Origin of the sequence: Microcoleus sp. LAD1_D5 (assembly GCF_036702115.1) — a bacterium.
Taxonomy (GTDB): domain Bacteria; phylum Cyanobacteriota; class Cyanobacteriia; order Cyanobacteriales; family Microcoleaceae; genus Microcoleus.
Genome location: NZ_JAUBSA010000064.1, coordinates 16263 through 36315 on the forward strand (window position 1 = coordinate 16263; position 20053 = coordinate 36315).

At 44.5% G+C, this 20053-nt stretch carries 17 protein-coding genes and 1 pseudogene; 13 read left to right on the forward strand and 5 right to left on the reverse strand.

All coding sequences use genetic code 11. The annotated features are described in order from the left end of the window. Positions 1-174: 174 nt before the first annotated feature. Positions 175-1548 (forward strand): 15-cis-phytoene desaturase, encoded by a 1374-nt coding sequence (gene pds, locus QUA70_RS22150; RefSeq protein WP_333331193.1) that lies wholly within the window; start codon positions 175-177, stop codon positions 1546-1548. Positions 1549-1639: 91 nt separating this feature from the next. Further along, positions 1640-2569 carry a 15-cis-phytoene synthase CrtB gene (gene crtB / locus QUA70_RS22155; protein WP_333349902.1) on the forward strand — a complete coding sequence of 310 codons (930 nt, stop codon included), beginning with the start codon at positions 1640-1642 and terminating at the stop codon, positions 2567-2569. A gap of 154 nt (positions 2570-2723) precedes the next feature. Here crtB and QUA70_RS22160 read toward each other — a convergent pair whose 3' ends face one another. Together QUA70_RS22160 and QUA70_RS22165 are read right to left on the reverse strand one after the other, a co-directional pair. Continuing rightward, positions 2724-3221 (reverse strand): hypothetical protein, encoded by a 498-nt coding sequence (locus QUA70_RS22160; protein ID WP_333349904.1) that lies wholly within the window; start codon positions 3219-3221, stop codon positions 2724-2726. A 219-nt stretch (positions 3222-3440) separates the two neighbouring features. Beyond that, positions 3441-6164 (reverse strand): valine--tRNA ligase, encoded by a 2724-nt coding sequence (locus QUA70_RS22165; RefSeq protein WP_333349906.1) that lies wholly within the window; start codon positions 6162-6164, stop codon positions 3441-3443. Positions 6165-6321: 157 nt separating this feature from the next. On the opposite strand from QUA70_RS22165, the gene QUA70_RS22170 reads away from it, so the two are divergent. Together QUA70_RS22170 and QUA70_RS22175 are read left to right on the forward strand one after the other, a co-directional pair. After that, a complete protein-coding gene (locus QUA70_RS22170) occupies positions 6322-6657 on the forward strand; it encodes a hypothetical protein (protein WP_333025783.1) in 336 nt (111 codons plus the stop codon). Further along, positions 6650-7024: a type II toxin-antitoxin system RelE family toxin gene (locus QUA70_RS22175; protein ID WP_015179269.1), complete on the forward strand. Its 375-nt coding sequence runs from the start codon at positions 6650-6652 to the stop codon at positions 7022-7024. The genes QUA70_RS22170 and QUA70_RS22175 overlap by 8 nt, the downstream gene beginning before the upstream one ends. A gap of 312 nt (positions 7025-7336) precedes the next feature. On the opposite strand, the gene QUA70_RS22180 is transcribed toward QUA70_RS22175, so the two are convergent. Further along, entirely contained in the window at positions 7337-8989 is a 1653-nt protein-coding gene (locus QUA70_RS22180; protein ID WP_333349908.1) for an FAD-dependent oxidoreductase, read from the reverse strand. Between the two features lie 208 nt (positions 8990-9197). On the opposite strand from QUA70_RS22180, the gene QUA70_RS22185 reads away from it, so the two are divergent. From QUA70_RS22185 to QUA70_RS22205, 5 genes are read left to right on the forward strand one after another with little or no spacing between them, the layout of a single operon-like run. Further along, positions 9198-9425 (forward strand): hypothetical protein, encoded by a 228-nt coding sequence (locus QUA70_RS22185; RefSeq protein ID WP_333349910.1) that lies wholly within the window; start codon positions 9198-9200, stop codon positions 9423-9425. Next, the gene (locus QUA70_RS22190; protein WP_333349912.1) at positions 9425-9589 is read left to right on the forward strand and encodes a hypothetical protein; all 165 of its coding nucleotides are present in this window, start codon (positions 9425-9427) and stop codon (positions 9587-9589) included. Before QUA70_RS22185 ends, QUA70_RS22190 begins: the two co-directional genes overlap by 1 nt. Before the next feature lie 33 nt (positions 9590-9622). Next, positions 9623-9823 carry a PIN domain-containing protein gene (locus tag QUA70_RS22195; RefSeq protein ID WP_333349914.1) on the forward strand — a complete coding sequence of 67 codons (201 nt, stop codon included), beginning with the start codon at positions 9623-9625 and terminating at the stop codon, positions 9821-9823. After that, on the forward strand, positions 9816-12035 hold the full coding sequence (locus QUA70_RS22200) for an AAA family ATPase (RefSeq protein WP_333349916.1): 2220 nt from the start codon (positions 9816-9818) through the stop codon (positions 12033-12035). The genes QUA70_RS22195 and QUA70_RS22200 overlap by 8 nt, the downstream gene beginning before the upstream one ends. A gap of 56 nt (positions 12036-12091) precedes the next feature. Further along, positions 12092-13288 carry a 5-methylcytosine restriction system specificity protein McrC gene (locus QUA70_RS22205; RefSeq protein ID WP_333349918.1) on the forward strand — a complete coding sequence of 399 codons (1197 nt, stop codon included), beginning with the start codon at positions 12092-12094 and terminating at the stop codon, positions 13286-13288. A 91-nt stretch (positions 13289-13379) separates the two neighbouring features. Here the strand turns inward: QUA70_RS22205 and QUA70_RS22210 are convergent, their stop codons facing one another. Together QUA70_RS22210 and QUA70_RS22215 are read right to left on the reverse strand one after the other, a co-directional pair. Beyond that, the gene (locus QUA70_RS22210) at positions 13380-14384 is read right to left on the reverse strand and encodes a phosphoribulokinase (RefSeq protein ID WP_333245322.1); all 1005 of its coding nucleotides are present in this window, start codon (positions 14382-14384) and stop codon (positions 13380-13382) included. A gap of 458 nt (positions 14385-14842) precedes the next feature. Next, positions 14843-15019, reverse strand: a complete 177-nt coding sequence (locus QUA70_RS22215; protein ID WP_333331169.1) for a hypothetical protein — start codon at positions 15017-15019, stop codon at positions 14843-14845. A gap of 44 nt (positions 15020-15063) precedes the next feature. Between QUA70_RS22215 and petH the strand changes: the two genes are divergently transcribed. The 4 genes and pseudogenes from petH (at position 15064) to QUA70_RS22235 (ending at position 19704) form a co-directional block, all read left to right on the forward strand. Next, positions 15064-16269, forward strand: coding sequence for a ferredoxin--NADP reductase (petH, locus tag QUA70_RS22220; protein ID WP_333331166.1), 1206 nt, complete (start codon positions 15064-15066; stop codon positions 16267-16269). A 298-nt stretch (positions 16270-16567) separates the two neighbouring features. Continuing rightward, complete coding sequence (locus tag QUA70_RS22225) at positions 16568-17884, forward strand: homoserine dehydrogenase (RefSeq protein ID WP_333331281.1); 1317 nt, start codon at positions 16568-16570, stop codon at positions 17882-17884. A gap of 213 nt (positions 17885-18097) precedes the next feature. Next, positions 18098-18329 (forward strand): annotated as a pseudogene (locus QUA70_RS22230) (ISKra4 family transposase); the annotation flags it as partial. Between the two features lie 853 nt (positions 18330-19182). Continuing rightward, the gene (locus tag QUA70_RS22235; protein ID WP_333331163.1) at positions 19183-19704 is read left to right on the forward strand and encodes a condensation domain-containing protein; all 522 of its coding nucleotides are present in this window, start codon (positions 19183-19185) and stop codon (positions 19702-19704) included. Positions 19705-20053: the final 349 nt, after the last annotated feature.

Here is a 20053-nt window from a genome sequence, read left to right on the forward strand (position 1 = left end):
TAACCAGATTATAGCACGCATGGCACATATGGCATTGCCATAAGTCAACTACGCCAAAAATAACTCAGATCATCCCCGCACTCCTCACCTCCACCAGCCCCATTTCCCAAAAAAATGTAACGAGTTGTAAAGTATAATTAAACCGAAGCGAACACAGAGGCCAAGTAGTATCAAATGCGAGTTGCGATCGCCGGAGCAGGCTTAGCAGGACTTTCCTGCGCTAAATATCTTACCGACGCGGGCCACACCCCCATCCTCCTAGAAAGTCGGGACGTACTCGGCGGCAAAGTCGCCGCCTGGAAAGATGCAGATGGCGACTGGTATGAAACCGGCCTCCACATCTTCTTCGGTGCATACCCGAATATGCTCCAACTCTTCAAAGAACTTGACATTGAAGACCGGCTGCAATGGAAAGAACACTCGATGATTTTCAATCAGCCGGAAACCCCCGGAACCTATTCCCGCTTTGACTTTCCCGACCTTCCCGCCCCCTTCAACGGCGTTGCAGCCATCTTGAGCAACAACGATATGCTCACTTGGCCCGAAAAAATCCGCTTCGGTATAGGTTTGATTCCGGCGATGCTTCAGGGTCAAAAATACGTCGAAGCAATGGACAAATACTCGTTTTCCGACTGGCTCAAAAAGCAAAACGTCCCCCCCAGAGTGGAAAAAGAAGTATTTATCGCCATGTCCAAGGCGCTCAACTTCATCGACCCCCACGAAATATCCGCAACCATACTGCTGACAGCCCTCAACCGCTTCTTGCAAGAGAAAAACGGCTCGAAAATGGCCTTTTTAGACGGTTCCCCCACAGAGAGGTTGTGTCAGCCGATGGTAGACTACATAACTGAGCGCGGCGGTGAATTACGGCTGAATGCACCCATCAAAGAGTTTTTGCTCAACGATGACAACACGGTGCGCGGCTTCCACATTCGGGGAGTAAAAGGGGCAGAGTCAGAAATTCTGACGGCCGATATTTACGTCTCCGCGATGCCGGTTGACCCGCTGAAGTTGATGATGCCGAAACCTTGGGGCGAAATGGATTATTTCAAACAGCTCGAAGGCTTGGAGGGAGTACCCGTCATTAATGTACACTTGTGGTTCGATCGCAAATTAACAGATATCGACCATTTGCTGTTCTCGCGATCGCCCCTGCTAAGCGTCTACGCCGACATGAGCAACACCTGCCGCGAATATGCCAACCCAGACAAATCCATGCTGGAACTGGTTTTAGCACCGGCCAAAGACTGGATAGGCAAATCGGACGAAGATATCGTCGCAGCGACAATGGTCGAGTTAGAAAAACTCTTTCCCGATCAAATCCCAGAACCAGCCAAACTGCTCAAATATCACGTAGTCAAAACCCCTCGTTCCGTCTACAAAGCCACCCCCGGACGCCAGCAGTGCCGTCCCACACAAACAACTCCCATTAGCAATTTCTATCTAACGGGGGATTATACGATGCAGCGTTATCTTGCAAGTATGGAAGGTGCCGTGCTTTCTGGTAAGCTGACAGCGCAGGCTATTTCAACGGCCCATAACCAATGAAAAATTAAGAATTTTTCATAAAGACGTAAAAAATCTCCCGTTTTCTAAACGGGGGAGTGTCAATTCTAATCTTTAAATTTCTTATTCTCGGATGCTGCAACTGTCAAAACTCCAGTGCATGAGAACTCTGGCTTCTGTGGATGACTCCTACGAACTGTGCCGCCAAGTCACGGCGAGTTATGCCAAAAATTTTTATTTAGGCACTCAACTCATGCCCGAAGCCAAGCGTCGGGCGATTTGGGCGATTTACGTCTGGTGCCGCCGCACCGACGAACTCGTAGACGGGCCTGGTTCTGATGCAACGACCCCTGAAACCCTCAATCTGTGGGAAAAACGCCTAGAATCTGTGTTTGCCGGCCATCCTCACGACGACTACGACGTAGCTTTGGTGGATACGCTGTCTCGTTTCCCGATCGACATTCAGCCGTTTCGAGAGATGATTGCGGGCCAGCAAATGGACTTGTACCGCAGCCGCTACGAAACTTTTGAAGAGCTCAATCTTTACTGTTATCGAGTAGCGGGTACTGTAGGGCTGATGTCGATGTCTGTCATGGGTGTAGGCGAATCGAGCTCCGCTGCTAACTGGAATTGGCACTGGGGGAGTAGAATTCCCAAAGAAGAAGCGATAGCCCTGGGTATTGCCAAGCAGTTGACTAATATTCTGCGCGATGTCGGAGAAGACGCCCGCCGCGGCCGCATTTACCTTCCCTTAGAAGACTTAGCCTTGTTTAACTACACCGAAGAAGATTTATTCAACGGTGTAATTGACAACCGCTGGCGGGAATTGATGCGGTTTCAAATTCAGCGAGCTCGCAAATTATACGCCAGCGCCGAACCGGGAATTAAAGTGCTCAGTCCCGATATCCGCTGGACTGTTTGGGCGGCTACTATGCTGTACAGCAGAATCTTAAATGCGATCGAACGCAATCAGTACGATGTGTTTCAGAAGCGGGCTTATGTTAGCAATTCTCAGAAACTGCTGTGTCTCCCCGCCGCTTGGATGAAGTCAAAAGTGCTTTAGCCGCAGGCAATTTTGCTGGCGATTCAGCAACGGGTAAGGCGTATTTGTCAAGTTACAAATTATATGATGTCCAGCAAATTGCATATTAGGTTTGTGGGGACGCGGTAGTGGCGTGTCCCTACGTTTGGTGTGTTAATTTAAGTCAAATTATAAGTCAAATTAGTGGAGTAGCGGGCGGAATTTGCAATTGGGCGATCGAACTTTCTAACAATTGCTTTTCCTGCTGGAGTTTTGCTTCTAAATTTTGAATTTGTTCTCGGCGGGCTTCAACTTCAATCAAGCGGCGAGACAATTCTTGACTCTGCAAAGTGAGAGATTGCCTCCAATCTTCTGCTTTCTGGGCTTCTTGCTGCAAAAAATCGGGAGTAAAGCCTGTTGTTAAATATTTCTCTACTAATTGTACTACCCAGTTTGTAGCTGCTTGAATATGCAAAACCTGGCTATTTTCGTCAACATTTGTTAATACTAGCATTCCTTCATTTAAAACATTAGTTGCAGAGTTAATGTGATTTTGAGCAAAATCGTTCGGTAATGTCAAAAAACTTTCTTCACTAAGAATAGCCCAAGTATGATCCGAATTTTGGCAAGCCAGCAATTGCAGACTTATCTCGCCTAAATTTTCCTGATTTTGTACTTTTGCTAAATATAGCATAAGGGTTATTAGTTATTAGTTATTAGTTATTCGTAACTGGTAACTGGTAATTGGTAAAAACAGCTATCCGTGTATCCGTGCATTCCGTGTCGTGCTGTTGGTTATTGGTAATTGTATGATTTACGATCTCGTAGGGGCGGGTTTTACCAACAATATATGCCTGAAACTAACTATCTCGTAAACCCGCCCCGGCCACAGTCAACAGTCAACAGTCAACTATTAAAACACCTTTAGCCGATCGCGCAAAATTTCCGCTTGTTTTTCCGCTTCCGCCAAAGCATCCCTAGCCCCCTGAACCACATCAGGAGTCGCCTTATCCACAAACTTCTGATTAGTCAAGCGCGCCGCAGTATGCTTAATTTCAGCTTCCACCTTGCTCAACTTCTTCTCTAATTTAGCACGCAAAGCCGCCAAATCAACCACCCCAGCCAGAGGAATCAATACTTGCACAGTACCGACAACCCCAGCAATTGTCTGTCCCAAATCTGCATCCACACTAGCAGTAACTGTCAGATTTTCGACTTTTGCCAAATCCTGAATGTAAACACCTCCATCTGAGATGATGTGGCGTTCTTTCTCGCTTTCGCTTTGCAAAATCGCCGTCACCTTCACACTGGGTTTGATATCAGCATCTGCCCGCAAATTGCGAATAGTGCGAATTGTACCAAACAATAACTCAAACTGCTGTTCCAATTCAGCATCAATTAGCGAGACATCCGCTTCAGGATAAGCTTGCAAAGCCAAACATCGATCGTCACCTGTTTGAGTCAGAGTGTGCCAAATCTCCTCAGTAATGTGTGGCATAAAAGGATGCAGTAGTTTCAGAATCCCTTCCAACACAAAAGCAAAAGTTTGCTGTGCCACTTTCTTAGAATTTGGTTCAGCATCCTGCTGCAAGCGAGATTTGACTAACTCAATATACCAGTCACAGAAATCGCCCCAAATAAACTCATAAAGTCCCTTCGCCGCTTCCCCCAAACCGTAATTTTCCAAACAATTGCGGCTTTGTTGCACAACTTGATAATAGCGAGACAGAATCCAGCGATCGCACAATTCCATACCACCTTCAACAGAAGGGCTTCCCAATTGTTGCGGAGTCTGTCCCTCCAAATTCATCATCACAAACCTGGCCGCATTCCACAACTTATTCGTGAAGTTCCGCGAAGCTTCCACTGATTTCGATTCATCAGTTTTGCGATCGTACTCCATGCGAATATTTTGACCGGCCCCAACCACTTCCTTTACCAAAGTGTAGCGCAAAGCATCAGTACCGTACTTGCCAATCAACAGCAGCGGGTCGATACCGTTATTTTTACTCTTAGACATTTTCTGACCGTTTTCATCCAACACCAAACCGTGAATGTAAACAGTATCAAAAGGCATCTTTTCAGTAAAATGTCCGGCCATCATCGTCATTCTAGCCACCCAGAAAAAGATGATATCAAAACCTGTTACCAAAGTAGTTGTCGGATAGTAAAACTCCAAATTTTTAGTTTCATCCGGCCATCCCAAAGTTGAGAAGGGCCACAACCCAGACGAAAACCAAGTATCCAATACGTCTGGATCTCTTGCTAACTGCACGTCATTACCAAATTTAGCCGTAGCTTTTTCCCTAGCTTCAGCTTCTGTTTTCGCAACTATAAAAGGTGTTGTATCAGTAATTTCTCCTTGGGTTTCGCTAACAGCATACCAAGCTGGGATTTGGTGTCCCCACCACAATTGTCGGGAGATACACCAATCCTTCAGCTTCACCAACCAATCGCGATAAACCTTTGTCCATCTGTCAGGAACAAAGACTGGTGAGTTACTTTGATCTAATGCTTCTAAAGCCCGTTGAGAAAGAGGATCTATCTTGACAAACCATTGCGTAGATATCAAAGGTTCGACCGCAACTTTGCCGCGTTCGCTGTAGGGAACTGTATGCTTATAATCTTCTATTTTAACCAAAACCCCGTCTGTTTCTAACCGCTGCACCACATTCTTTCTGGCAACAAATCGGTCTTGTCCCTGGAACTCTCCGGCATTTTCATTTAAAGTGCCGTCCTTATTCATAATGTTAATAAACGGCAAATTGTGACGCTTACCCATCTCGAAGTCATTTGGATCGTGGGCGGGAGTCACCTTGACACAACCAGTTCCAAAAGTCGGATCGACAAACTCATCAGCAATGATTGGAATTTCGCGATTTACGATCGGCAAAGTGACAGTTTTACCGATAAGATGTTGGTAGCGATCGTCCTGTGGATTCACCGCCACCCCAGTATCGCCCAACATCGTTTCCGGCCGAGTCGTCGCCACCTCCAAATAACCAGAACCATCCGTCAAAGGATAGCGGAAATGCCACAAATGGCCGTCAACTTCCTGCTGGTCTACCTCCAAATCCGACACAGCAGACTGACTAGCCGGACACCAATTCACCAGGTAATTGCCGCGATAAATCAGCCCCTCATCGTACAGGCGGACAAACGCTTCTAAAACCGCAGCGGATAAGCCTTCATCCATCGTAAAGCGTTCGCGCGACCAATCGACAGACACGCCCAAACTGCGTAATTGATTAGTAATAGTATTGCCCGATTCAGCTTTCCACTCCCAGGCCCGTTCCAAGAATTTTTCTCTGCCTAAATCGTGGCGAGTTTTGCCTTCTGCTTTGAGTTGCTTTTCGAGAATAGTTTGAACAGCGATGCTAGCATGATCCGTTCCCGGCAACCACAGGGTATTGCGTCCAGTCATGCGGTGATAGCGGACGAGGACATCAATCAGCGTCTCTTCAAAAGCGTGTCCCATGTGGAGGCTGCCGGTGACGTTGGGCGGCGGGATGACGACGCAGTAAGGTTCGCCGCCGGCTTCTGGGTCAGCTTTGAAGGTTTGGTTGTCTTCCCAGTATTTTTGCCATTTGGCTTCGGTGGCTTGGGGGTCGTATTGGGGGGGTAGGTTTGCGGTCATGGTGGCTTGAGAGTTTGATCTTATTTAAGATTGTGCCATAGAAGGGAGGAGAAGAGTTTTGAAGCGCATCCGCGTCAGAGGCAGAGGGAAGACCGATATTCAAGGCGGGGCGGGTTTACGTTAAAATGAAGGTAAAATTAAAAGGTTTGATGGCATTATGAATGTAGCAGCACTTCGACATCAAATCGATCGATGGCTCGATCGACTCTCTCCAGAACATCTGGCATTAGTTGCGAGTTTTATAGAGTTTCTAAGCCAAAAGCAACGTCAGGGGGTAATCATTTCGCAAAATAATCTGCCAGAGGTTTTCTCAGCAGAAATCCAAGAGATGCCTCCTGCTAATTCTTTTAGTATTCCAGAACCCTCAGAAATTGACGGAGAAGGCCAATCTAAAGCAGCGCTTCTACAAGATTTTCGGCAAGCTTGGCACGAAGCCATGACTGGGCAAACCATTTCGGTTGCTCAAATGTGGGAAGGAATTGAAAATGACTGACTTGCCCTTAATTCAAGTTATAGTTTCACCAACCTTCAATCGCAATTTACGCACTCTTGCAAAAAAATACCGCAGCATTCGCAATGATATTCAACCCATTATCGAACAACTCACACGGGGAGAACTGCCAGGAGATCGAATTGCTGGAGTGGGTTATGCAGTCTTCAAGTTGAGAGTCCGAAATAGCGACACTCAAAAAGGTAAAAGTGGTGGATACCGTTTAATTTACTACGTTCAAACAGCAACGGGAATCATTTTGCTGACCCTTTACACCAAATCCGAACAAGTCGATATTGCAGCAGAGGATATTCAGAACATTATTACAGAATACGAGCAGCAGCAGAGCGAAGATCGAGAGGATATCTAAGAGTTGGGGAATCTTGCGCCGTCGAATATGAGGTTTCGACATCTTCAGTGGTAAAATCCTTTTAATATCTTATTTGACAGAAATCCCTAATCCAAAACCCGCATTCTCTCGGAGAAAGCCACGATTTTGCAGATCTACCGTTTTTTTGCATTAGTCCTACTGGTAAAACAACTTGCATAATTAAGAATCGCAATGAATAACAGTTATCAAACTCCAGGAATTGCGTTTTTTGTTCTCAAACTCAAACAAAAGTTTGTAGTTTGTAGGCGGGTTTAACATCGTATAGCAACACGGGCGACTGCTATACCTCCATTACTTCACCTCCTTATAATCCACCCCATAACTCGTATCTCTGCCCGACAAATACGTCGTTTTCCCCGTTAAAGTCTCCAGAGTTTTTTTCGTTTCAGCCGAAGTAATCGAATTCAGTGGCACGCCGAACTTGCTAGCCAAACCAGCCGCCACGCCCACACCTTGTCCTTGATAAATATTCACCGTCGCTATTCGCCCGACGGATACAGCCATACCGACATAACCGGACGATCGCCCCACAATGGCTAAATTCTTCACTTTGCTAGCTAAAGCGCTTTCTATCCCGAAATTATAGACTGGTAGCGGCGGAATTCTCGCAGATAAATTCTTGACTCCGCCCCGCATATCGAAATCGTAGGAAAAACTGCCGATCGACTTGGACGCTGCTGTTCCCCCTTTGATAATCTCCTTCCCCGTCAGCGGATCTACCACATCGCGAACGTTCAAAGTGTGCCTGATATAAATCTCGTCTGGAATAAATACTCTCACATCTTTACCAGACTTCTTTTGTAACCAGTGTTGGAGATGTGACATTTCTTTAATCATCTCAGGAGTCGGTTTTCTGCCGTTAGCTTCCATCTTCATGATTTGGGGAACTTGGTATTTAAACAGAAACCCGTTCCAGGACAGCACATTTTTGTTATAAACGCAGACATTGCCCTTATCAAAAAAGAATCCTTTATTTTGGCTAAAGGGCAGGTTTCTGTCTATGTGATATGCTGCACCTATAGCTACGCTTCGGATGTCGTAGCCATCTGTATATGGCTGATAAATCGTACTCCAGAAATTCCTCATCCAGAATTTTGTACTAGCCGGATCTTTAGATTTTGTAATGCTTTCTTTAATCTTTTTTACCAAAGGCCGATTGTATAGAATGTCATCTTCTATGCTGCGGAATTCGGACATTGTTATACCCGTAATTCTCGGAACTATAGAGACTGCTAAAGTTTCATTTTTGGATTTAATATTTTGAGATTCATATCCTGTATAATAAGATAATCCGGCTTTTCGAGCTAATTCCGCGTCTTGAGTTACGTCAATAAAAGAGTTGGCTTTAATTCTTAAGGTGCTGCCTTTTACTGACGCATATTCGATTTTTTTATCTACGACATGGGGAGTAAGAGTTGAGTTAGAAATAACTCTGACTTTTGCTGCTGAAAGCATTTGCCTGAGAGCTTGATCTGCCCTTTTTGGGTCTAAGCAAGATTCGCGCGCATTGGCTTTATCTAAGAATTCCTTAAAACATTGGGCGTAGGGTTGGCGGTGCCAATTGGGGATTTTATCTAAATCGATGTAAGCTAAACCGCCGCGGGTGAGTAAGCCGCCCAAAGGTGCTCTTCCGTAGTTCGATCGCACGATCGCAACTTTGCCCTTTGCACCTAAAGTTTTCTTAGCCCATATCGCCGCACATATCCCCGGTACTTCATCACCATATACTACTACATCGAACGTTTGCTCCGGTGATTTTTTGGGAGGTACGGGAGGCGGGCTGCTGGATTTTTGCTGCAGAGTTCCATTGTCTAAGGTAGCACTTGCTGGGCCTCTATTTGCAATGTAATTTTTTATTTCTCTGAAAGGGGGAGAGTTAAGTAAAAGTTCTAGGGCGGCAAAGATGATTGCAATTGAAGCTAATTTCTTGAAAGTAGAGAGCATTCAGTTGACTCGTTTATAAATTTGCATTACCTGAAAGCGCAGTTCAGGGTTTACGGAGTTGAATATAGCACGTTTAGATAATTTCGACACAAGTTTAAATTTTCCGGGAACCGTGGTAAACGAATCTTCTCAACCCAAACCTGGTGATGCTGTGCTTGGCAGCCAAAATGCTACAATTACATCAATCACCAATTGAAACATAAAAAACATGACTTTTGAGGCGGTTTTCAATCTTGTTAAGCACTTGTCTCTAGCCGAAAAGTTACGATTGATTAAGTGGATTGTTCCTGAAATAGAACGAGAATTAGTTGTTGGGCCGACTCCCCGCAAATCATTGTGGGGTTTATGTGCTGACTTGGGAATTGCACCCTCTGCCGCTGATATAGATGAAGTTCGGAGGGAAGAATGGGCGAATTTCCCAAGGGAGGATTTCTAATGCTGCGTGCTGTAGCGGATACTCATGCTGTTATCTGGTATATCTTTGCTGATTCACGACTTTCGGTGACTGCTAGAACGACCATAGAAGAGATAGCTGCCCAGGGAAATCAGGTGGCTTTTTCATCAATTACATTAGCAGAAGTTGTCTATCTGAGCGAGTGAGGGCGGATTAATTCAACTACTCTCGATCTATTATTGAGAGAAGTTGAGAGCGATGATGCCTTATTGGTTGAAATTCCTTTCGATCGCAATATAGCTTTGACTTTAAGGCAAGTTGACCGATCGCAAATTCCCGATTTGCCCGATCGCATTATTGCTGCTACTGCTTTGTATCTTAATGTACCCGTTATTAGTCGCGATCGCCGGATTCAATTATCGAGGATTAAATATGAATAATACAAATGTTATTACCTGGTCTGAGATAGAAGATAGAATGAAATCTATGATAGGTGAGTTTCTGGATTTTTATGAATTATTTGAGCGACTTATTCCTGAATATACATGGGGATTAACTGATGAATACATCGAAGAAATAGCAAAGTTTAGAGTCTTAGAATGGCTGAAGAATGCGTGGAAATTATTGGTGAAATCAGGAAGGGTTAATTATTCCACTCAAACTGAATACTTTCAGGCATTACTTTACTGTATATCTCTTTTTTATTTATATGCTGAATATAGCGGATTAGACATTGTTGGTTATGATTTATTTTTGGATATTGCTGATTTCAGCGGAATTCATATATGCAATTTACAACAAATAATAGATGAAGATAATAGAAATAAAACTACTGCCGATAATTGCGAATATGAATTTAACAGAGAAATATTTAACTCGATTGACAATGTGAATCGAGAGGTAGTAGCAATCTTAATAGAACATTTTGGGAGTAGATTAAGGTTATCTGACTCTATTCAAAAAAGCATTGAAAGTATGCAGTTAGATTATGATTTATATGAGAATGATGACACATTTGACCAAGCTGAGACTGAAGCTATAAATGAGCTAATAAAAATAGATATGATTACTGAAAAATGGGAAGAAATAGAGGGTGATGAGGTTAGAAAAGCTGCACTCACATTAGTTCATTACTTTCAAGGTGAAATGATCGATATAGAAGAAGAGATAAAACCTATGATTAATCAAGACCACCAGGATTTTCAAACAAACAGATTTAGAAATATGAAATATGACACTATATCTCCTAAATACCTGTTTTCACAGTCAACTTTTGAATGGATAACAAAGTGGGAAGATAAAACTAAATCCTCGCTTTTTCCAACTTATATAAATTACGCTAAATTAGTTGAATATGTAGAAGAACCGTTCAATAGACTTTGCTATTTAGTGTCAGCCAAACTACCATTACAACTTTCAGCTCTACCGGGAGATGCAAAATGGAATGAAGCTGAATTAGAGAAAGAATTTGGCTATTTTAAACTTTGCTATATCCGCCTTAATCGTAATTATATTACCTTTGGCTATTCCAAAGAAATCTATCGTTCAATTTTTCTTAATGTTTTGCAAACCAAACCTGATGAACTCCAAGAAGTTATTATCAAAAACCAAGAAAAACATGATATACTAGATGTATCAAACACTGAGTGTTTTATTACAAAAAATGAATTAATTAACCTATCTACCAGTCAGTTAAGCCATCAAATAGCACAATTTTTTATAAATCATATAGATCTAATTTTGTTAGCAACTTTAGACGCTCAAAAGATGGCTATCAATGACCCCTTGTATTCCTTAGTCAATGAATCAAAGCTAAATCCAAAATATACTCTATCCAACTGTACGGAAGAAACTGGCTTGAACGAAACAGAACTCAAGATATGGATACAGGCTATCCACCGCAAGAAACAAGCCATATTACAAGGCCCGCCCGGAACCGGAAAAACTTTCATTGCCGAAAAACTAGCCAAACATTTAATCGGTTGTGGTGACGGTTTCTCAGGCATTATCCAATTTCATCCAGCTTATACCTATGAAGACTTCATTCAAGGCATCCGCCCGCAAAGTCAAGATGGGCAATTGACCTATCCCATAGTTCCCGGTAGATTCATCGGATTTTGCAAAAAAGCTGAGTCTTGTCAAGGCACTTGCGTTCTCATTATTGATGAAATTAATCGTGCAAATTTATCTCAGGTATTTGGAGAGTTAATGTATTTGCTTGACGATCGCGATCGCACCGTTAAATTAGCCAGTGGCGAAGAACTTAGAATCCCTAAAAATGTCCGCATTATCGGCACAATGAATACAGCAGACCGTTCTATTGCCTTAGTCGATAACGCACTCCGCCGCCGCTTCGCATTCATTCCGGTCTATCCAAACTATGAAGTGCTGCGACAGTATCACCACAGAGAGGAAACAGGTTTTTCAGTTGATAAATTAACTAGCATTCTAGAAGATGTCAATCAGGCCATTAACAACAAACATTATGAACTAGGCATCTCCTTCTTTTTAACCAACCCATTAAATGAAGATATTATAAAAGACATTTGGCAAATGGAAATTGAGCCATACCTCGAAGAATACTTCTTTGATAACCAGGCCAAAATGGATGAGTTTATCTGGGATAAAATTAAGAAAAAGTTGGGCTATTGACAATCTAACGCCGTCATTAACGCCGATACGAGGGCGTTACTGCATCCACCACAATTATGAAACCAGAATCCCGCCGAATTATCGGACTTACAGAATATCAATTAGCAACGTTTGAACCCGACTCAATCCCCGAATCAGTAGGACAGAAAATATACCATAATTATGCAAAGGAAATCGAGATAGAATTTCCCAACTTTAAAACAAAATATCAATGGCACTTAAAATCTAAAGGCAGAGTGGGCAACATTCCAATCACTCCAGAATTTCACATCGCCATCCGCCCCAAGGTTTCCATAAACAACCTCTTCGGAATGCTTGAGTATGCCTACAAACTTAAGATAAAATTTCCCCAAGGAGCGATTCAGTGCCAATTTTTAGAACAAAGTTACGAGAGATTAGCTAACATTCTTGCCCAAAAAATTCTAGAACGCTGTCGCAAAGGATTATATCGCGATTACTTATCAAAAACCGAAAGACTCGCCTCCATTCGCGGTCGCGTCGATTTGCGGTCAGCCCTGCAAAAACCTTGGGATGTTAAACTAAAATGCCACTATAACGAACAAACAGGTGACATCGAAGACAATCAAATACTCGCTTGGACACTATTCATCATTGGCCGCAGCGGTTTGTGCCGTGAATCTGTTTCATCCACTGTGCGAAAAGCCTTTCACGCACTCCAAGGATTTGTTACCTTAAAACATTTTAAATCAGAAGCTTGTATTGATAGAAATTATCACCGTTTGAATCAAGATTATCAACTTTTACACGCCTTATGTCGATTCTTTTTAGATAACACAGGGCCCAGTCACGAAACAGGCGATCGCGAAATGCTCCCTTTTCTCATAGACATGGCTAATTTATATGAACAATTTGTCGCTGAATGGCTCAAAGCAAATACACCAAAAGGCTTTTTTGTCAAACAACAACACCGAGTCATACATGACCAAAACTATTTCGATCGGATTGACTTACTCCTAGGCGATAGTGAAACAAATGAAATCCTGTACGTCCTCGATACAAAATACAAAGCTCCCGATAAAGTAGACAATACGGATCGTAATCAAGTCGTTACCTACGCAACGCTACTAAACTGTAAAAATGCAATTCTCATCTACCCTCAAACTCTCAAAGCGTCCAAAGACCAACAAATTGGCGATATCCGAGTTCGCAGTCTAACTTTTTCCCTAGATAGCGACCTCAATCAAGCCGGAAAAACCTTCTTAACCTCTCTACTTTCAAACACCCTGCCCTAACTCTACTCTGCGCCCTCTGCGCCCTCTGCGGTTCATTTCTCCACAAAAAAAGAGGCGCAATTGCGCCTCCCAAATCTTTCATGTCTGCGTTCTAAACACTAACAGCCACTTTTGCTTCTTTTGCAGTCAACTTCTCGTAAGTCGCCCGCATCTTCAATCCGACTAACACTTGGAACAAACCAGTTCCATTGTTGGAACCAGGATATTCGCGGTGCTGGAGTAACAGGTGAGTTAACTCGCCTTCATACTTGGCAGAAGTCTTGCTCAAATGGCTTTCGATGTAAATAACTTCTTCGAGATTCTCGAATTGACCATCTACTTCTAAAATCGAGACTTCGTGACCGTAGAAAGCATCGGGCCCGTAGTACATCTTAATTCCGGGATAGGAACAAGTCAGCTTGCGGCCGCAAGGAACCCAGTTAATTGTTGAACCTTCGTCAAACAAATACGCAGGCTCAAAATTGGCGACGCCTTCGCGCTGGATCATCTGCACGCGCAGAACCTTCCGCTCTTTGTCATCTTTGATCAAGTTGGTCGGCAACACTTGAATTACCACATCAGCATATTGCTTTTGCGGGTCGATGTAGGCGGTAAAATCCGGTTTGCGAGCATTGATCGCAAACAGCACGTCTTCGTAACGGTGGCCCCGTTCCGCCATGTCGCGCTGGATTTTCCAAGCAATTTTTACCTCGTCGCTGATGTCGAGGTAGACGCTGAAGTCGAGGAGCGATCGAACTCGCTCGTCGTACAGCGGATGCAGCCCTTCAATCACAATCACGTGATTCGGCTCAACCCTTTCGGGCGGGTCGATCATACCGGTTTCGTGGTTGTAGATCGGCTTGTCGATCGCATGACCTTCTTTGAGAGCCTTCATTTGCTCGGCCATCAGGTCAAAATTGTTGGCTCTAGGGTCAAGGGCTGTAATCCCTGTTTCCTTGCGCTGCTTGCGATCGAGACTGTGATAGTCGTCGAGGCAGATTACAGTCACGAAATCTTCCCCGAACAAATCTGTCAATCGGCGTAAAAAAGTAGATTTTCCGCATCCGGAATCTCCGGCAACGCCAATTAAAACCACGCGATCCGGCTTACTTGTCATAGTTTCCCTCTAACAAAATCACTGTTTACTAACTAACTCAAGTCTAGATTCCACAAAATTTCAGCCCGCAGGTAGCGGCAAGCAGGCTTTGTGCTGCTTTGCTACCCCGAGAGGATCGAGTTCTCACCAGCATACAGCAGTCAGTTGACTGCCTGCCCGGCAAGACCCAATCAATCTTCAACGCAAGTAATTAATACTAACTTTAGTGGTTAATCTTACCAGAATGCGTCCGCCCCCTACAAGCTCAACCTCATTAACTGGTGAAATCCTCCTTTAGGCTGTACTGCCTTTAACAAATTGTATATTTCAATCCCGTATTCCCCAAAGAGTCAAATCCTCGAACCCTCTCCCTCAAACCCTCCCCCTCGAACCCTCTCCCGGAATCCCCAAATCAGAAGGACTTATCGGGGCCGATCCCCCGATCGGGTAAAATATTGCCAGTACGCAGACAACAATAGCTATAGGTCAACACCTGAACGCAGCCGGGCTCGGCGAGCGCGGCGTTCGGCTAATTGGGAATTCCAGACGCGAGCGATCGCAACTTGACACTCCCACCTACAGGCGAGGCCTAAAGATTGGCGCGACCAATTAGTCCAGATGGCCTTAAGAAAAAAGTAAATTGAGTCTAACGTCACATTCTCTTTCTTTATAACTCTGTATCGTGAAGGACAAGCAACAAATGTACAGCCCAACCATATCTGGTGTAGCGGCCAACTCAGAATCAGGCAGCCGCATCTTTGTTTACGAAGTAGAGGGTATGCGTCAGAGCCAAGCAACTGACCAAACAAGTAACCCGATTCGCCGTAGCGGCAGCGTATTTATCTCCGTGCCCTACGATCGCATGAATCAGGAAATGCGTAGGATTGCTCGCATGGGTGGAAGAATTGTCAGCATCCGCCCCTCAAACAGCGCTCCCGAAACTAATGGCAAAGTCGCACCAGAAGCAGGGCTACAGAGTCAGAAATCTGGAGAAAAAACTAAGCCCATGACTCAAGCAAAGGAAAAAGTTCAGGTTCCTGTTAACCTCTACAAACCGGCCAATCCCTATATTGGTAAGTGCATTTCTACAGAAGAATTAGTCAGAGAAGGCGGCGAAGGCACAGTCCGCCACGTCACTTTTGACATTTCGGGAGGCAATTTGCACTATCTCGAAGGTCAAAGTATCGGGATTATTCCCGATGGGACGGATAAAAACGGCAAACCTCACAAAATTCGGCTTTACTCGATCGCCTCCACCCGTCACGGCGACCACCTCGACGACAAAACAGTCTCTCTGTGCGTCCGCCGCCTAGAGTACAAAAGCCCGGAAACTGGCGAACAAGTGTTCGGCGTTTGTTCAACTTTTCTCACCGGTTTGCAACCTGGAGATGATGTCAAAATCACCGGCCCCGTAGGCAAGGAAATGCTGTTGCCCGACGACGAAGAAGCCACCATTATTATGATGGGTACCGGTACGGGAATTGCTCCTTTCCGGGCTTATTTGTGGCGGATGTTTAAAGAAAACAATCCCGATTACAAATTCAAAGGTTTAGCTTGGCTGTTCTTGGGAGTTGCTTACACTCCCAACATTCTCTATAAGGAAGAGTTGGAGCAATTGCAGCGCGAGTTCCCCGATAATTTCCGCTTGACTTATGCCATCAGCCGCGAGCAAAAGAATGCTGACGGCGGCAAGATGTACATTCAAAACCGGATTCAAGAAAACGCTGAGCAATTGTGGGAATTGGTTCAAAAGCCGAATACTCACACTTATATCTGCGGTTTGAAGGGTATGGAAGGCGGAATAGATGAAGGAATGTCTGCGGCGTCTAGCAAGTACGGTGTTGACTGGGCTGGCTATCAGAAACAGTTGAAGAAAGAACACCGTTGGCACGTTGAAACTTATTAATGTGTTACCTGATTTAATCTGATTTGTAGGGTGGGCATTGCTCGCCCTACATTTGTTTTTAGGGCAATTATATCCGACTGGTAATATCATTTCCGGTTACACTCCTTATGATGTTGACTGTTGACGCCGTGAACAGTCAACAGTCAACAGTGAACAGTGAACTCGAATTTACTATTCCGATGCTAACGGATTTGATATAAGGTAGGGAATGCGTACCCTACAATACTATTTTGATTGCTCCGGTACGGGAATAGCCTACAATGGTTGTGGCTTAATTGAGTTTCTACGGGTCAAAGTCGTGGCTTTCAAAATTGGTTTGTTAGGTTTGGGTACAGTTGGCGCGGGAACAGCAGAGATTTTGCTCTCCCCAGATGGCCGCCATCCACTGTTGCAGGAATTGGAAATCTATCGGGTGGGAGTGCGCGATATTTCTCGAACTCGGTCTTTACAATTGCCAGAAAATGTGCTGACAACTGACCTAGAAGCGATCGCAACTGACCCGGAAATTGATATTGTAGTAGAATTGATTGGCGGATTGGAACCGGCGCGATCGCTCATTCTGCAAGCTATTGGCAGCGGCAAGCACGTCGTCACTGCCAACAAAGCAGTTATCGCCCGCTACGGGAATGAAATCTTCGAGGCCGCCAACAAAAAAGGCGTTTACGTAATGCTAGAAGCTGCTGTCGGCGGCGGCATTCCGGTCATTCAAAGCCTCAAACAATCCTTAGGTGCAAACCGCATTCAAACTGTCACCGGCATCGTCAACGGCACAACTAATTACATCCTGACGCGGATGCAAACAGAAGGCGCAGACTTTGCCGAAGTGCTCGCCGACGCTCAGCAATTAGGTTATGCTGAAGCTGACCCCACAGCAGATGTAGATGGATTAGATGCGGCCGATAAAATTGCTATTTTAGCCTCGCTAGCTTTTGGCGGACGCATCAAATTAGCCGATGTTCACTGCGAAGGTATTAGAAAAGTTAGTGCGGCGGATATTGACTACGCCGACAAGCTGGGATTTGTGATTAAATTGTTGGCTATTGCTCAAGAAACCTCCGGCTACAATGGTAAGCAAGCGGAGGGAGAAAGCGAACTGCTGTCAATTCGAGTGCATCCGAGTTTTGTGCCGAAAACTCATCCGCTGGCGAGTGTTAACGGGGTTTACAATGCAATTTTAGTCGAAGGAGAGCCGATCGGGCAATTGATGCTGTATGGCCGCGGCGCGGGTGCAGGCCCCACAGCTAGCGCCGTAGTATCCGACATTATAAATGTGGCGGCCATCCTGAAAAGCCAAGCTGTTCCGACTCCTCATCCTTTGCTGAGTTGCAGTCACCAACACTACTGCAAAATTGCTCCGATGCAGGAACTTGTTACTCGCTTTTACGCCCGTTTTCTGACGCGCGATACTCCGGGGGTAATTGGCAAACTCGGCACTTGTTTCGGCAACCACAAAGTTAGTTTAGAATCAGTTGTGCAGACGGGAATTCACGGCGATTTAGCAGAAATTGTCGTCGTGACTCACGATGTTAGGGAAGGTAATTTTCAACAAGCACTCGATGAAATTCGCGCGATGGAAGCAGTCCATAGTATTGCTAGCACGTTGCGAGTTTTGTAAAAGTGATTTGCTAGGGGCGGGTTTCACATAGAATATTTGCCAATCATTGACAATCTCTAAAACCCGCCCTCCCCCAACCATAAATCCCAATGTACACTTTTCGTATTTGATACAGCAGATTCCATGTACATATAATAAGCTGTTGCGGCATTTAAATTGTATGTCCAAAAACAATTAAACAATGAGTGGGGTGTCCCGTCCGCCTCGAATATGCAATTTAAATGCGCAACAGCTTACCTCAAAAAACACCATCTTCGCCTTGTGGACTATGATAAAACTTGTCAAAAATTGCAACCAGGCTCTATTGGTTCGGGAGCGGTAGAATTAGCCGTCAAGCAAATAGGTAGAAGGCTAAAAATTTCAGGAGCAAGCGTGGAAATCTGAAAGTGTTTCTCAAATTTTACAACTTCGTTGTGCCTACTTGAATGGTAAATTTGCAGTTTAATATTTTTGCTTTTTGCAAAATCGGGATGCTCCCTATGTTTCTTCGATCATTTCAGCTTAAATTTTGCTGGTGGTTTCTCCAGGATTCGTTTCCCAATTATATCAAATCTGTTACCATCGGAATTATTCCTATCTCTATTCTCGACCTCTGCGTGAATCAGCGTCAATCCCTTGTCATCTGCGGTTAATACATTCTCTTTTTCAAACCGCAGATGAGGGCAGATAAACACAGATTAACGCAGATGAATTAGATCGAGTCCGGTTGCACCATCGGGAATTGTTGACTGTTGACTGGATTTTACTATTCCGATGCTACCGGAATTGATATTACGGATTGTTTGGACAATCTAAAACCTAGCTAAAATTAACATTGCGAGGACGATCGCAGCAATAAAGTATCCCATAGCTTTCTTTAAAGGTTGAGGTTGGCTGTAGCTAATCTAGCGCAGCGATTGCCAGCAGACAGGATGCAAATCATTGCTGTTGAGTGCGGATGTCAGCCTGTTATAGCAGATGTTGAAGGCTTTAGTTATAATTGAGAGAAGAAAGTTGATCGTCAACAGAATATTAAGCAACTTTCATATTTACAGGCTGTGGAAATACACGGTTGCTGAACGGGAAATGCTATGAGGTGGCGCTACCCGTAAAATGTATCATATATACTTTACAGGGCGGTAGAGTTTGAGTTAACCTCGGCTGAGGTGATAAAATATTACAGCCAAAAACAAAATAGTATGTCAGATGCACGCATCGATTATTTTACCGTGCTTGGGGATGAATAGTTACTTAAAAAAGCCTTGAAAATCCACATACAGTTACTCAAAAGTCTTTTCCCTCAATACTTACATATAAATATGTCATTGCCAGCAGACGATCGCCCGCAATCCGCAACCACTGATAGTGAATCTTCCTATCAACTTTCACCGATACAGCAGGGGATGTTGTTCGACAGCCTTTCGGGTCAACAATCAGGGATAGACATCGAACAAGCGATCTGTAGCATCCGCGAAAATTTGAATGTTTCAGCTTTCCTCAAAGCGTGGCAGCAAATAGTGCAGCGGCATCCAATCTTGAGAACGAGTTTTTGTTGGTCAGGTGAAGAAGTTCCCTTGCAAACATTACACCAACAAGTTGAACTGCCAAGCGTTGAACAAGACTGGCGCAATTTGTCGGAGGGCGATCGCACCAACCAACTCGAAACCTATTTGGAAGCCGATCGCCTGCAAGGCTTTGACCTCACTCAACCCCCGCTGATGCGTTTGGCTTGGTTCCGAGTTGCGGAAACCGAGTACAAACTCATCTGGACTTATCACCACATTTTGCTTGACAGTACCTCTGCAATAACTGTTTTGCAAGAAGTTTTTACCTTGTACTAATCCCTGTGTGCCGATCGACCATTAGAATTACAACCGCCCCGTTGCGATCGAGATTGCATCGAGTGGAGGCAGCAGCCAGACATCTCGAAAGCAGAAACATTTTGGAAACAATACTTAAGCGGTTTCAGCGGTCCTACCCCTCTGGTTGGGGATTTTTCCAGGGCGGGCAAGATGCCCGCCCCACAACAAAATTCATCAGTTGTGGAACAGGCATCGGCGGATGTTTCCAGGGCGGGCATCTTGCCCGCCCCACCAGAAAATATATCTGTTAAACCAATACTCCGGACAGTTTTTAAAGAGGGATGCGACGCCTACGGCAAGCAACGCTTACGCAATAAATCACAGAAGC